The organism is Paramuribaculum intestinale (assembly GCF_030759015.1).
GTDB lineage: Bacteria > Bacteroidota > Bacteroidia > Bacteroidales > Muribaculaceae > Paramuribaculum > Paramuribaculum intestinale.
In genome coordinates this window covers 197,204-211,801 of sequence record NZ_CP098825.1, presented here as the reverse complement: position 1 = coordinate 211,801, position 14,598 = coordinate 197,204, and the positions used below count along the sequence as shown (strand labels likewise).

10 protein-coding genes are annotated in these 14,598 nt (G+C 55.7%); 5 read left to right on the top strand and 5 right to left on the bottom strand.

Annotated elements, in window-relative coordinates; translation table 11 throughout:
- Nucleotides 1-16 precede the first annotated feature (16 nt).
- The 5 genes from NF347_RS00895 (at nucleotide 17) to NF347_RS00875 (ending at nucleotide 6,993) form a co-directional block, all read left to right on the top strand.
- Nucleotides 17-1,294 carry a coiled-coil domain-containing protein gene (locus NF347_RS00895; protein ID WP_107035544.1) on the top strand — a complete coding sequence of 426 codons (1,278 nt, stop codon included), beginning with the start codon at nucleotides 17-19 and terminating at the stop codon, nucleotides 1,292-1,294.
- Between the two features lie 227 nt (nucleotides 1,295-1,521).
- On the top strand, nucleotides 1,522-3,708 hold the full coding sequence (locus tag NF347_RS00890) for a S9 family peptidase (RefSeq protein ID WP_107035543.1): 2,187 nt from the start codon (nucleotides 1,522-1,524) through the stop codon (nucleotides 3,706-3,708).
- 31 nt (nucleotides 3,709-3,739) lie between these two features.
- Nucleotides 3,740-5,077, top strand: coding sequence for a hypothetical protein (locus NF347_RS00885; protein WP_107035542.1), 1,338 nt, complete (start codon nucleotides 3,740-3,742; stop codon nucleotides 5,075-5,077).
- The gene (gene miaA, locus NF347_RS00880) at nucleotides 5,074-5,994 is read left to right on the top strand and encodes a tRNA (adenosine(37)-N6)-dimethylallyltransferase MiaA (protein ID WP_107035541.1); all 921 of its coding nucleotides are present in this window, start codon (nucleotides 5,074-5,076) and stop codon (nucleotides 5,992-5,994) included. Before NF347_RS00885 ends, miaA begins: the two co-directional genes overlap by 4 nt.
- Nucleotides 5,995-6,021: 27 nt before the next feature.
- The gene (locus tag NF347_RS00875) at nucleotides 6,022-6,993 is read left to right on the top strand and encodes a hypothetical protein (RefSeq protein ID WP_107035540.1); all 972 of its coding nucleotides are present in this window, start codon (nucleotides 6,022-6,024) and stop codon (nucleotides 6,991-6,993) included.
- Here the strand turns inward: NF347_RS00875 and NF347_RS00870 are convergent.
- The 5 genes from NF347_RS00870 to alaS all read right to left on the bottom strand — a co-directional run bounded on the left by NF347_RS00870 (nucleotide 6,978) and on the right by alaS (nucleotide 14,323).
- Nucleotides 6,978-7,430, bottom strand: a complete 453-nt coding sequence (locus NF347_RS00870) for a PepSY-like domain-containing protein (RefSeq protein ID WP_107035539.1) — start codon at nucleotides 7,428-7,430, stop codon at nucleotides 6,978-6,980. The genes NF347_RS00875 and NF347_RS00870 overlap by 16 nt on opposite strands.
- A gap of 44 nt (nucleotides 7,431-7,474) precedes the next feature.
- Complete coding sequence (locus NF347_RS00865) at nucleotides 7,475-9,115, bottom strand: S41 family peptidase (protein WP_107035538.1); 1,641 nt, start codon at nucleotides 9,113-9,115, stop codon at nucleotides 7,475-7,477.
- 55 nt (nucleotides 9,116-9,170) lie between these two features.
- Entirely contained in the window at nucleotides 9,171-9,632 is a 462-nt protein-coding gene (gene coaD / locus NF347_RS00860) for a pantetheine-phosphate adenylyltransferase (protein WP_107035537.1), read from the bottom strand.
- On the bottom strand, nucleotides 9,613-11,610 hold the full coding sequence (locus NF347_RS00855) for a toprim domain-containing protein (protein WP_107035536.1): 1,998 nt from the start codon (nucleotides 11,608-11,610) through the stop codon (nucleotides 9,613-9,615). The genes coaD and NF347_RS00855 overlap by 20 nt, the downstream gene beginning before the upstream one ends.
- 79 nt (nucleotides 11,611-11,689) lie before the next feature.
- Nucleotides 11,690-14,323, bottom strand: a complete 2,634-nt coding sequence (gene alaS, locus NF347_RS00850; RefSeq protein WP_107035535.1) for an alanine--tRNA ligase — start codon at nucleotides 14,321-14,323, stop codon at nucleotides 11,690-11,692.
- Between the last annotated feature and the right edge of the window lie 275 nt (nucleotides 14,324-14,598).

The following is a 14,598-nucleotide window of genomic DNA, read 5'->3' as shown; positions in this document are numbered from 1 at the left end:
GAAACAACGCATTGCAATGTCATTCATAAAATCCATAAGACGCTCACTCGGCATAAACTTCGATTCCGACGAGGAAGAGAAGCCGACCGAAAACATAATGCATGAGGAGCCGGCCCGGGCCACAAAGCCCGAAACGGCCGATGACCACGGCATCTCCGAATGCCGTCCTCCATGCCCGGCCGACGACAATCTGCCAGCCGACATGCTCACCGCTGTAGTGGAACTGTTCAATTCCACACAGCCTGAATTCGTCAGCCGTTGCATCGACACCGATGCTCAGAAACAGTTTCTGCTCGAACGCATAAACGCAGATGTGGCCGAACGGATCCGTCGGGCCATCAGGCGCGCCCATGAAATGGGACTCAAAGAGTGGGAAGAAACCCGTCGTAAACTCATAGAGGAGGTAGAGGATCTCCGACAGCAGAAACAGCAGCTTGAGCAGCGACGCGAGGAATCAAAAGGTGAACGCCTGAGCAACCAGCGCCAGAAACGCGCCATGACCGAGCGTATCAATGACCTTGAGTCAAAGGTCAACACCCTTGAGGCCGAAAAAGAGCAATTGCTGCTCGAAAACCGCAGCATGGCCAACCGCCTGCGTGTAGCAGGTGTCGGTGGAGAAGGTGCCGTGGATCCGAATGTCACCACACATCTGGTCGACGAACTTGAGAAACTTCGCGAGGAGAACGCCGGCACCGAAGATCTTCGCCTACAGCTGGATGCAGTCAAGCAACAGCTCGCTACCGTCACAGAAGACAAACAAAGGCTTGCCGAAGATCTCAAATCGCATCTATACACCGAAAAGGAATACTCCAGAATCAGACAACAGGCCGAGAAGTCGGAGTCCGCACTCGAGATAGCCCGCAAGCAGACCGAACAGCTTCAGGCCGACCTGCTGCAACGCGACGACATCATACGCAATCTCAACGACCGTCTGGCCGACGCGCTGCGCGAGGCCGACCGTCTGGCCAGCCGCGACGCCAACGACATGTCGCACCTCGAACTGACCGAGATTCCCGACATCATACCCCAACCGGCAGCCGCTGCCTCAGAAATCGCCGATCAGCCGCAACCGGTGCAGAAAAAAAAGCGCGGACGCCGCAAACGCAGCGAGGCAACGCCGCAACCAAAGCGTTTCAGTGCCATTGACGAGCTGATGGACTCCACCGACTGGTTTGACTCCACCCCTCCCACACGCCAGGAAAAGCCCGACAAGAACGACGACGACTTCGGCTACAAGGCTCCACCTAAGAAAACACCTCCCGCCGACGACGACAAGCAGCTGTCGCTCTGGTAAGAGATTGTCTAAAATTCATATCACTTTGCTTTTGAGAGTCTTTCCAGCGTCTTTTTGTTTGTTCTTCGGTCATGTAGCTACGGCTACACTCCCTCATCACAAACAAAAATCCATCTGACAATCCTTCTCAAAATCCGTATTATATAAATTTAGACAATCTCTAAGATCCTCGACAAGTCACACGATATCATTTATCACCAACAAGTCAACAAAATCATATACATAAAATGACACTCCGCAATATTATAACAGCCACAGCCGCTGCATTCACACTCACGGCCACAGCCGCCGGCGTAGCCGACTTCAAGGACATAGACCGCTATCTCGGTCCGGAACACTACTGCACGGCTCCGCGATCGTTCACCTACACATCCGACGGAGCATTCTACCTGCAGCTCTCCACCGACGGCAGGAAAGTGGTGAAATACGATACCCGCACAGGCAAAGAGGTGGAAACCGTAGTGGATCTCGCCAAAACACGTGAGAATACCATCGATCACATCGACGGCTTCAGAATGAGTCCTGACGGACGCAAAGTGATGGTATGGAACGAAACATCCTACATATACCGCCGGTCATTCACCGCCAGCTACTTCATCTACAACCTCCACTCACGCGAGCTCAAGCCGCTGTCGACCAATCATCCGCGTCAGCAGGCACCGATTTTCTCGCCCGACGGACGCATGGTGGCCTTCGTCGACAAAGGCAACATATATCTGTGCAAACTCGACTTCTGGACCGAAGTCGACGTCACGACCGACGGCCGTAAAAACGAAGTGATCAACGGCGTGCCCGACTGGACCTACGAGGAGGAATTCACGACCTCTTCATCAATGACCTGGTCGCCCGACAGCCGTATGCTCTGCTATCTGAAATACCGCGAGGCCGACGTCAGGCTCTTCTCATTCCCGCTGTATGAAGGCTACTGCCACCCCGACAAGAACTATGCGCTCTACCCCGGACAGTTCACCTACAAATATCCGGTGGCCGGAGAGAAAAACTCCACCGTCAGCATCCACTCCTACGACATCGACAACCGTGTGACCAAAGATATCACACTTCCCGACAACCGCATAGAATACATACCCCGCATAGAGTATGCCTTCTCTGCCGAACGGCTGATGGTGACAACCCTCAACCGTGCCCAGACACGCATGGAAATCTACGCCGTCAATCCCCGCTCCACGGTGACCAAGCCCATCCTTACCGAAGAGCACAGCGCCTGGCTCTCGCCGGCCGCCTACGAAAACATCCGGTGGTATCCCGACTTCTTCGTCATCACCTCGTCGCGCACAGGCTACGACCATCTCTACCGCTATGCCTACACAGGCGCTCCGCTCGGCCAGATCACTTCGGGCGAATACGACGTGACCGCCTACTACGGCTATGACGCCAAGCGTGCATGCCACTACATACAGTCGACACGCACCGGCGCCATCAACCGCGTAGTAAGCCGCGTAGATGCCAAAGGCAAAGTCACCGATCTGACTCCGGCAGCAGGCATGGCATCGGCCACATTCAGCCCCGACATGGCATTCTACACCGTCCGCTTCACCGACGTTACCACTCCTCCGGTCTACACCCTGCGCACTTCGGCCGACAAGGACATCAAGGTGCTTGAAGACAACGCCGCCGTCAAGGCACGCTACAGTGCAGAGCCTCACCGCGAGTTCTTCACCATGCAGAGCGACGGCGTGACGCTCAACGGCTATATGCTCAAACCGGCATCGTTCGACCCCACGAAGAAATATCCGGTGGTAATGTTCCAGTACAGCGGCCCCGGCTCGCAGCAGGTGCTCAATGAATGGAACATCGGCTGGATGACCTATTACACCACCCGCGGCTACATAATCATATGTGTGGACGGACGCGGCACTGGCGGACGCGGACGCGCCTTTCAGGATGTCGTCTACCGCAACCTTGGCCACTATGAATCGATCGACCAGGTGAATGCAGCCCGGTGGGCCGCCACACAGACATTTGTGGATCCCCGCCGCATAGGTCTCCACGGATGGAGCTACGGAGGCTATGAAACACTCATGGCGGCTTCACGTCCCGATGCGCCCTACGCTGCCGCCGTGGCTGTGGCTCCCGTGACCGACTGGCGCTACTACGACACCGTCTACGCCGAACGCTACATGCTCACGCCGCAGGAAAATGCCGACGGCTATTTCAACTCTGCACCCATTAATTTTGTTAAGGATGTAAAGTGTCCGCTGCTGGTGATGCACGGCACGGCCGACGACAACGTTCATTTCTCCAACACCGTGGAATACGTCGCCGCAATGGAAGGCGCCGGTCGCTGGTGCGACGTGCTGTTCTTCCCCAACATGGACCACTCGATCAACGGTTGCGGAGCGCAGACTGTAGTGTTCGCCAGAATGCTCGACTACTTCGACCGCAACATGAAGTGAAACGATCTGCAAGAAACCGACAACAACCATTATGGCGACAGACATACAGCACGAAAATCTCGACGGCATATTCCGGCTGTGGCTCAACTGGGTCATGGTGGCCGGTGCCATATCGCTGCTGGTGATACTGTCACTGTGGCTTCCGCCGGCAGCCATGCCGGTTCTTGCCATAGTGTTCCAGATAGGCTTCTTCATGCAGGTTCGGGCCAACCGCCGCAAGAAGATGCCATCGTGCTACATACTGCCTTTCCTGGCCACACGCATCTTTTTCTGGACAGCGGTGGTGATGGTGGCCGTGCTCTACCTCTACTCGCGCCATCTGATAGAAAACATTTTTGACGGCGACACGATCAATGCCGAGATACCGTTTATCACCGTTCTGATCATCGGGCCGGTGGCAGTGGCCGTCACACTTTTCGCCGTCGCCAGAGGAGGCCGTCTGCGCTTCTGCCGTGACTGCAAGATACGCAACGGCTTCCCCGCCGAGCGTGGATTTCTCGGCAATCTGTTCTCTCAGGAAGGCACCTACCAGACACGCATGCTGCTCAATGTATCAGCGTTGGTGACACTCGTCGGATGGGTCTACTATTTTCTCGCCTACGTCAACGTCAACCTCAACGAGCCTGACCGTCTGGTGTTTTTCTGGACTCCGCTGATACTGTTCATCATCACTATCGTGGTGATGGCCGTCAGGTATCTCGGACTGTGCAACTACTACGAGCAACACTTCGAGGGGAGCGGCCAGCAGATGAGGCGTTCGACCATGCTGCGCTACATCATCATAGCCGACAACACCATCGTGCTCCGTAAGCCGCAGTCAGATCCCGACATGGACATGGGTTTCACAGCCGCATGCTACGACACACCGGCATCGCTCGTCATCCCCCACCGGCAGAGCATACCGGACGACGAGGCACACACGCTTTTCAAGGAGATCATGGACGTGGACGCCGACATACGGCCGATGTATGTCACCGACAACGGCAATGCCGACTGTAACATTTTCCATTACCTATGTTTCCTCTCCGAAGAATCGGCTGCAACGCTGGCCGCAAAGCGCCCGGATCTGGAATTCGCGACGATCTACCACATCAGCAGACTCATCGACAGCAAACAGACAGCCAGACTGCTCTCGGCCGAGATATACCGGCTGCACACAATGGCCATGGCATGGAAAACCTACGACACCCACGGCGACAGGCGCTACAAGATCAAGCATTATCAACCTACGTTCAGACTGCGCGATGTCCATAAGTGGCATATCGACTTCAACGATAGCAAATGGCTGTCGATAAGCGAATTCAACGCCGACAGCCCGTTCTTCCGCCTGCGCCGTTTCTGGAAAAAACATATCACCGGCAACGCATGAACACCTCCACAATCATTATCACAGGCCCGACGGCATCGGGCAAGACAGCCAGAGCCGTAGCGCTCGCCCGACGCATAGGCGGAGAGATCATCAGCGCCGATTCGCGCCAGATATACCGCGGGATGGATATCGGCACCGGCAAAGACATGGCCGAATACGGCGACGTAGCAGTGCACCTCGTGGATATCGCTCCTGCCGGCTACAAATACAATCTATTCGAATATCTGCGCGATGCCACAGCCGCCGAGGCCGATATTATCTCGAGAGGTCGCCGGCCGATAGTCTGCGGCGGCACCGGGCTATATATCGAGAGCCTTCTGAAAGGACTCCGGCTGCCACAGGTGCCCCCCGACGAACAGCTCCGCCGGCAGCTTTCAGGCAAGAGCCTTGAAGAGCTTACACATATACTGGCGTCGATGAAAACACTTCACAATGTAACCGACGTCGATACGCCGCAGCGCGCAATCCGCGCCATTGAGATACAGCGGTGGTATGAACTTCACCCCGAAGCCCACGGCGGCGAGTGCGATCCCGAGCCGGCACGATCGCTCATAATCGGAGTGGAAATAGACCGCGAGGCACGGAGGAAGCGCATCGAAAACCGCCTGCGGAACCGCATTGACCACGAAGGGATGATCGAGGAGGTCAAGGGACTTCTTGACTCAGGAATATCGCCGGACGATCTGATCTATTACGGACTGGAATACAAATTCGTCACGCTCTACCTGACCGGACGCATCAGCCGGGAGGAAATGTTCGTGCAGCTTCTTATTGCAATACACCAGTTTGCCAAACGGCAGATGACATGGTTCAGAGGCATGGAGCGGAGAGGATTCACCATCCACTGGCTCCCCTACGACCTCGAAGCCGAAGAGTTTACCGACCGTATCGTCTCACTCACTGCCGAACAGCAATAGCCCATGCGGACCGCTGCGACTCTCCTAATGGCGCTGACTGCCATCGCCGTCAATGCATCACCAATTGACGAGCGCCGCGTGTATCTCGACTCTCTCGATGCAGTTGCCGACACCATGGTCAGCATAAACCTGCCGGAGGGGTTCATGCGCCCAATAGCCATAGAAGCACGCATCGGCTTCGGGCCGACCGGACGCAACACCGGACACCGGCAAGCCAAAGCCGGGCTTATCTGGGGCATGAAGAGTGACGACGACTATCATATGGCGGTAATATCACCCGGAGCAAAAACTCTCGACGACATGATCGACGACCGCTACCTGCATCTCGATGTGATACGTCACACCTCCGCCGGTGACAGTCTGATAAAATCGGTGGAATGCCGCAGCGGCATAAATCCGGCGCCCGGACACAATCATCTTGCCGTAGAGATCGATCGGAGCCGCAAGGAGGCAATCATCAGCATAGGCAAATCATCACTTACGACAATGGCCGTCATAGAGTGCGACGGATCGGCTGAAGGCCGCTTTGCAGTGATGGCCACTGCCGGTGTAAGGCTGCCGCTTGTCGTTGCGGCCTACCGCAGCGTGAATACGGTGCCTGACAGCGGTGTCGACGAAGCAGCCATTCGCATGACCGAACGACGTCCGGACTCACCCATAGGGGTATGGGAATATCTCGACCGCGACACTGATTCGCGACGCGCACTGGCCGGAGGCCGTTACCGGCTCGGAATAATACCGGCAGCCGACGGCGCAGCAGGCGACTACGACATAGTATATCTCGGTGGAGCGGAGGTCAACAGTCAGCGGTGGAAACCCGGAATGATAAAGGGACGGCTTAAAGCCATGCCGTTTGCCGCCCACTGGGATCTGCTATGGTATGACAGCGACATGCGCCTCATCAGCCGCGACATCAACGCATCAATGGAACAGAACTCGATATTGTCGCTCAATTTTCCACTGATGAAATCGACCATAAGATTCTATCGCGCAGACTGATCCTGCTCTGCCGACGGGTAGTAGATCCGCCCCGACCCGATGTCGTAGACCACGCTGCTGTTGAAAAGACCCACCTGGTACGACGTGTCGTCACGCCGAAGCGTGTAAACCCCGTCGGCCGTCACCTCCATTTCCTGCAGATAGCTGTAGAGCGCCATAGGCAGCTCGTTGAACAGCAGATTGTCGGGCAATGTCGTGCCGTTGCCGTCGACCGACAGCCACACTCCAAGCTCAGTAAACACTATCGTGACCGAATTGCGCAGAGCGACGGTGTATTGCCCGTCAGCACCCACCGCCGTGGAGGAAGCCTCCACCCCGGGGAAATACTGCGATACAAACTTTTGGGCACGGTCGGGCATCTCATCCCAGGCCTCACTGCTGCACCCGCACACGGCGAAAGCCACAAGCAATATAAACAGACAGGAAACGTGTTTCATATCTCTTCAACGCTTGCCATCGCCCGACGGTTCCGGAAACCGGATCATTTCACCTCCGGATTCCCCTCAAGCAATCGGTCGTAAAGTTTCTCGTCGTTGATTATCTCAAGCGCACGGCGATAGATCGGATCTATCGGATTGACCACACGGTAATAGATGCTCTGCTCAAACAGGTCGCGTCCGATCAGGCCTTTGACTATCAATTCAATGGCCGGACGGCTTATGGCGAGCTGCGCGGAATCGGGCTTGACGCCCTCACGCTCTCCGAGAGCCGCGATCGAGTCGATCATGGCCTGCGACACCTTGAATCCGCCTACAAACGCATCGGCTGTGGGCCACTCGCTACGAAGTCGGCTGCGATGCTCATCGACGTATGCGAGGGTATAGCGGTTGATCACCGCCTTGGCCACAAGATCGCGGTAGTAGGTGCTGTAGTACGACGTGTCGACCGGCACGAAAGCGTCGGGCATGATGCCGCCTCCGCCATACACCTTACGGCCGTTGCGGAGGGTGCGTTTGAGCAGACTTTCGTCGAAATGCACACTGTCGGCGCTGGCAAACTCTCCGGCCTCGTAGCGGTGGACTATATCAAGTTCGTAGTCCTCGTCCTCTCCCGGCTTGTACGGTTTCTGTATCAGCCGTCCGGAGGGGGTGTAATAGCGTGCGGTGGTCAGACGTATCATCGAGCCGTCGGGAAACGGTATAGGCCGCTGCACAAGCCCCTTGCCGAAAGTGCGACGTCCTACGATCACACCACGGTCGTTGTCCTGCACGGCTCCCGAAAGTATTTCGCTTGCCGAGGCCGAATACTGGTTGACAGTCACCACCAGCCGACCGTTGAACTTCACCGGAGCCTTTGACGCATTGTAATATGTTGCCGGCGCCATACGTCCGTCGGTATATACTATCAGCGCATCGTCGTCGAGAAGCATACTGGCCATGTCGATGGCCGCCTGCAGATAGCCTCCGCCGTTATCCTCCAGATCGAGCACAAGATCCGTCATGCCCTGCCCCTGCAGCTTCACTATGGCCTCGGCCAGCTCCCTGGCGGTCGTTTCGCCAAACAGTGTGGCCTTGATATATCCCGTATTGTCATCGGCCATGTATGCGGCGTTGACGCTATAGGTGGGTATGTCGTCGCGCTCTATGGTGAAATATATCATTTCGGGCACTCCGCGTCGGCGCGCGCCGATTTTCACCACCGATCCCTTGGGGCCGCGCAGACGCTTCATGACGTCGGCCTGCGGCATCTTCACGCCTGAAATCAATGTGTCGTTGGCTGTCATGATCCTGTCGCCGGCCAGTATGCCCACCTTCTCCGAGGGACCTCCGACCACGGTCTGAATCACCTTTACCGTATCGTCAAGCATATTGAACTGTATGCCTATGCCGCTGAAATTGCCCTGCAGCGGTTCGGTGAGTGCACGTGTGGCCTCCGGATCGGAATAGGTCGAATGCGGATCGAGAGTGTGGAGCATGGCTTTTATGGCCTCGTCGACCACGTGCGGCTCGTTGACCGTATCGACATAGTATCCGCTGATCACCTGAAAGGTGTTCATCAGCTTCTGTATGGGAAGATACTGCGGGCGGGCGTTATCGTTCTTGCCGGCCGATTGGATTGCAGGCACTGCAGCCGCCGGCAAAACGGCCAGACATAGTATCAGCGATAAAATTCTTGATTTCATGAATGTGTATCAGTGTGTATCTGGGTATATATGTTTATCAAACGCGCTCTGCGGTCTATTGGTTTTCGGGCAGAAAGCGGCTTATGTCGCGTCCGTAATGTGCCAGCTCACGGAGAAGCGACGAACTTATGACCGACAGCTCCGGACGTGCGAAGAGCACCACCGTTTCCACCCCCTCTATCATGCCGTTGGCGTCGGCCATCTGCCTTTCGTACTCGTAATCGGCCACAGTGCGCACTCCGCGCACTACAGCCACAGCACCAAGCTCTCTGACCAGATCGGCCGTCATTCCCGAATAGGCGGTCACCTCCACTCCGTCAAGGGAGCCTACCGCCTTGCGTATCGACTCCAGACGCGTTTCGACCATAGCAGCCGTGTCCTTGCTTATGTTGCATCCCACAGCCACCACCACACGGTCAAACAGATTGAGAGCGCGGCGCACAATGTCGAGATGTCCGACCGTAAACGGATTGAACGTACCCGGAAAGACGGCGGTCCTAAGAGATCTGGCTGTCATCCTCGACTACAAGATTTTCGATAATGAAATTCTGCCGCTCGAAGGTGTTCTTGCCCATATAGAAGCGGAGCATCTCTCCGAGTCCGTCCTCTTTGTGGAGCGACACCCGGTCGAGCCTTATGTCAGGCCCGATAAATCCTTCGAATTCCTGCGGAGAGATCTCGCCGAGTCCTTTGAATCGGGTTATCTCGGCGTTGGCGCCAAGTTTCTCGATGGCGGCCACACGCTCCTCGTCGGAATAGCAGTAGTAGGTTTCTTCCTGCATCTTGTCGGCGTTGCGCGAACCGCGCTTGGCGGTCTTCTTGTTGCGCACGCGGAAGAGCGGAGTCTGCAGTATATATACATGTCCACGCTTGACCAGATCGGGAAAAAACTGCAGGAAATAGGTCAGCAGCAACAACCGTATGTGCATGCCGTCGACGTCGGCATCTGTGGCGATGATCACTTTGTTGTAGCGCAGCCCGTCGATGCTTTCCTCTATATTGAGTGCCACTTGAAGCGCGTTGAACTCCTGGTTTTCATAGACCATCTTTTTGGTCTTGCCATAGGTGTTCTTGGGCTTTCCGCGAAGCGAAAACACAGCCTGAGTCTCAACGTTACGGATTTTCGTGATGGATCCGGCCGCCGAATCGCCCTCGGTAATGAAGATCGACGAGGCGAGCTTCTTCTCTTCGTCGCCACGGGTGTCGTTGAGATGACTGCGGCAGTCAAACAGCTTCTTGTTGTAAAGACTTATCTTGCGGCTCTGCTCCCTGGCCTTCTTGGTGACAGTCGACATGCTTTTGCGCTCGCGCTCATTGTCCATGGCCTTGCGTATGATGGCATCGGCAACCTCCTTGTTTCGGTGCAGGAAATTGTCGAGGTCGGTCTTTATGAAATCGCCGATATATTTCGCTATAGTGGGTCCATCTGGAGCTATGTCGCGCGAGGTGAGTTTGGTCTTTGCCTGCGAGTCGAACACCGGCTCCTCAAGACGAAGCGATATGGCTGCGGCTATTCCGCCTCTGATATCGGAACCTTCGAGATTGGCCTTTCCGGAATATTCCTTGATCGTGCGCGAGATCGCATCCTTAAGCGCGGTCAGATGCGTGCCGCCGTGCACGGTATTCTGACCGTTTGCAAACGAATAGTATTCCTCTCCGTACTGGCTCGCATGCGTGAAAGCCACCTCCAGATCATCGGTGGTGAGATGAATGATCGGATAAAGCGGCTCATTGGTCATATATTCCTTGAGGAGATCGGTCAGACCGTTGCGCGACACGTATTTCGTCCCGTTCAGATTGATGGTCAGCCCCACATTGAGAAACGAGTAGTTTTTGATCATCGGCACAATGAATTCCTCACGGTAACGGTAGCCCTTGAAGAGTGTATCGTCAGGCGTGAAGCTTACGGTGGTGCCGTTAGGCTCCTCGGTGTCCGTGATCTCGCTCTCCTCCACGATGTCGCCACGGCAGTAGCTGACGCGCTTCATCTTGCCGTCGCGCACACTCTGCACTACGAATTCCGACGACAGGAAGTTGACAGCCTTGATGCCGATACCGTTCATTCCCGCCGTCTTCAGATTGCCTCGTGTGCCGAAATTGGCGCCGGTGTTGAGTTTCGACGACGCGTCGACCACACTGCCAAGCGGTATGCCGCGGCCGCGGTCACGCACCGTGACTGATGTTTCGGTCACAGTCACGTCAATAACTTTGCCGAACCCTTGATTGAACTCGTCGACCGAATTGTCGATCACCTCCTTTAGAAGCACGTAGATGCCGTCTTCCGACGATGAGCCGTCGCCGAGAGAGCTTATATACATGCCGGGACGAAGCCTTACGTGCTCCTTCGGCGAAAGGGTCACAATAGAGTTTTCATCATAACCGTCAGTCGCTCCGGCTTCGGCCTGCGACTCCTCGAAATCGAGAGTGTCGTCGGCCACTCTCTCTCTGGCTTCGGAGAGTTCTTCGTCGGTTTCGTTGTTGTGGTGGTCGCTCATTCGTTGTTTGATTATTTGGTAATCGGAGGGATCGGAATTATCGGAATGATCAGAGTTATCGGATGGGGCTGGTGTCAGGTCACTTGAAAGCGGATGTCATGCTCTCGAACGCCACGCTCAGACCTTCTGCGTCCTTGCCTCCGGCCTGTGCGAATCCAGGCTGTCCACCGCCGCCACCCTTGATGGCCTTGGCTGCCTCGCGCACTATCTGCGAGGCGTTCAGTCCGCGCGATGTCAGGTCGTCGGTCAGCATCACCGTCAGCAACGGCTTGCCGGCTCCGTCGACAGTTGCGGCCACGAACGCCGTTTCCCTGGGCGAGGAGGCTCTGACGCCAAAAGCCACACTCTTGACCATCTCGGGCATCATCGGCCCGCTGAAAGCAGCCAAACGGATACCACTGCCTACCATATCAGCCTTTTCAAGCACGACCTTAGTCATGGCCTGGGCACGTTCGTTGAAATAGTCCTCGACCTGTTTTTTCAGATCGGCATTCTCGGCTATGGAACGACGCATTGCAGCCACCACATCGGGGGCGTTGCCGAGCATTCCGGCAAGCTGCGCCAGAGTGGATGTCAGCGAATCCATGGCATCCTCTACAGCACGACCTGTGATGGCCTCTATACGCCTTATTCCGGCGGCTATGGAACTCTCGCTGACGATGCGTATCATACCTATGTTGCCCGTATTGTCGACATGAGTACCGCCACACAGCTCGACTGAATCGCCGTAGCGTATGACTCTCACCTCGTCGCCATATTTCTCGCCGAAGAGCGCCATGGCTCCCATGGCCTGCGCCTCGGCGATCGGGAGATTGCGGTGCTCGTCACGGCCTATAGCGCGGCGCACCATCTCATTGGCCATGTGCTCCACCTGCTTGATCTCTTCGGGAGTCACTTTCTGGAAGTGGCTGAAGTCGAAGCGCAGCACGTCGGGGCTTACGTATGATCCACGCTGTTCCACATGCTTGCCAAGCACTGCACGGAGAGCATAGTGTAGCAAGTGGGTGGCTGTGTGGTTGCACGATGTGGCCTGACGCGCATCGGTGTCGATGGCGGCCGTAAACACTGCGGCCGGATCTGCCGGAAGTGTTTTTGCAAGGTGCACGGCCATTCCGTTCTCGCGCTTTGTGTCGTATATCTCAGTGACGCGTCCGTCGGCGTCGGTAAGTGTGCCACGGTCGCCCGTCTGGCCACCCATTTCGGCATAGAACGGGGTGCGAGCGAGCACTATCTGATAGTATTCGCCCTTTTTCTGCTTGACCTTGCGGTAGCGGAGTATTCCGGTTTCGACCGATGTGTGGTCGTAGCCGACAAACTCAGGCTCACCGTCGCCCACTGTCACCCAGTCGGTGGCTTCGGTGGCTGCGGCATTGCGTGCACGCTCCTTCTGAGCCTGCATCTCGGCATCAAACTCCTTATGGTCAAGAGTCATGCCGTTTTCTTTGAGTATAAGCTCAGTAAGATCGAGAGGGAAACCATAGGTATCGTAAAGCGTGAAAGCTTCCTTGCCTGAAATCTCGGTGCGTCCGTCGGCTTTTGCAGCGGCCATGGCTCCGTCGAGCAGACGTATACCGTTGTCGAGCGTGCGCAGGAATGCATCCTCTTCCTCCTTGATCACCTTCATGATCAGTTCGCGCTGGCTCTTTATTTCAGGATAGGCCTCGCCCATGGATTCGATAAGCGTGTCGATAAGCTTGTACATGAACGCCTGCTTCTGCCCCAGGAATGTGTAGGCGTAGCGTACGGCACGGCGCAGGATGCGGCGTATCACGTATCCGGCCTTGGCGTTGCCGGGAAGCTGCGAGTCGGCGATCGAGAATGCGATAGTGCGCACATGGTCGGCGATGACACGCATGGCTATATCGACCTTTACGTCCTTGCCATATTCAAGTCCCGACAGCCGCGCGATAGCGGATATGAGCGGGGTAAACACGTCGGTGTCGTAGTTTGATGTCTTGCCCTGCAGAGCCATGCAGAGGCGTTCGAATCCCATGCCTGTGTCGATCACCTTGGCAGGCAGCGGCTCGAGCGAGCCGTCGGCCTTGCGGTTGTACTGCATGAACACCAGGTTCCATATCTCGATTACCTGCGGATGATCGTGGTTGACCAGTTCGCGTCCGGGCTTTGCTGCACGCTCGGCATCGGAACGCAGGTCGATATGTATCTCCGAGCAGGGGCCGCACGGACCCGTATCGCCCATTTCCCAGAAATTGTCGTGCTTGTTGCCGTTGATGATATGGTCGGCGGGAAGATGCTTCTCCCAGTAGCCCGCGGCCTCGTCATCGCGCGTCAGACCCTCCTCGGCCGAGCCTTCGAACACTGTGGCATACAACCGATCCGGATCCAGCCCGAGCACATCCACCAGATATTCCCACGCCCAGTCGATGGCTTCCTGCTTGAAATAGTCGCCGAACGACCAGTTGCCGAGCATCTCGAACATCGTGTGGTGATATGTGTCCATTCCCACCTCTTCGAGGTCGTTGTGTTTTCCACTGACGCGCAGACACTTCTGCGAGTCGGCCACCCTGCGGCTCTTTGGAGCTGCATTGCCGAGGATTATATCCTTGAACTGATTCATGCCCGCATTCGTAAACATCAGCGTCGGATCATCCTTGATGACCATGGGCGCCGAGGGCACTATCTTATGGCCTTTCTGACGGAAAAACTCTTTGAACGATTCTCGTATCTCTTTGGCAGTAAGCTTCTTTTCCATTTGCTTTATTTATGCTTTCGTCTTGCTTTCTTTTTCCACGTATAAAACACGATAGCGGCTACCGACAGCTAATGCCAACGGAGCCTGATATCTCTGCAAAATTAGCTATTTTTTTTGGCTTGGCAATGCATATTTTCAGCATTATCAGCATTATCACAACTGAAACAAACGAAAAAGCGCACCTACCTAACGGTGGAAGAACTACGGGAATCCAATCATCTGAAGCATCAAACAATACATTCCCTATAACATATCCGTTGCTACAGGGATATAAA

Bases quoted from the DNA above. Each gene is read 5' to 3' on its own strand.
- NF347_RS00875 (WP_107035540.1), top strand. From the start codon at position 6,022: ATGGCGCTGACTGCCATCGCCGTCAATGCATCACCAATTGACGAGCGC.
- NF347_RS00855 (WP_107035536.1), bottom strand. From the start codon at position 11,610: ATGAGCGACCACCACAACAACGAAACCGACGAAGAACTCTCCGAAGCC.
- NF347_RS00870 (WP_107035539.1), bottom strand. From the start codon at position 7,430: ATGAAACACGTTTCCTGTCTGTTTATATTGCTTGTGGCTTTCGCCGTG.
- alaS (WP_107035535.1), bottom strand. From the start codon at position 14,323: ATGGAAAAGAAGCTTACTGCCAAAGAGATACGAGAATCGTTCAAAGAG.
- NF347_RS00865 (WP_107035538.1), bottom strand. From the start codon at position 9,115: ATGAAATCAAGAATTTTATCGCTGATACTATGTCTGGCCGTTTTGCCG.
- coaD (WP_107035537.1), bottom strand. From the start codon at position 9,632: ATGACAGCCAGATCTCTTAGGACCGCCGTCTTTCCGGGTACGTTCAAT.
- miaA (WP_107035541.1), top strand. From the start codon at position 5,074: ATGAACACCTCCACAATCATTATCACAGGCCCGACGGCATCGGGCAAG.
- NF347_RS00890 (WP_107035543.1), top strand. From the start codon at position 1,522: ATGACACTCCGCAATATTATAACAGCCACAGCCGCTGCATTCACACTC.
- NF347_RS00895 (WP_107035544.1), top strand. From the start codon at position 17: ATGTCATTCATAAAATCCATAAGACGCTCACTCGGCATAAACTTCGAT.
- NF347_RS00885 (WP_107035542.1), top strand. From the start codon at position 3,740: ATGGCGACAGACATACAGCACGAAAATCTCGACGGCATATTCCGGCTG.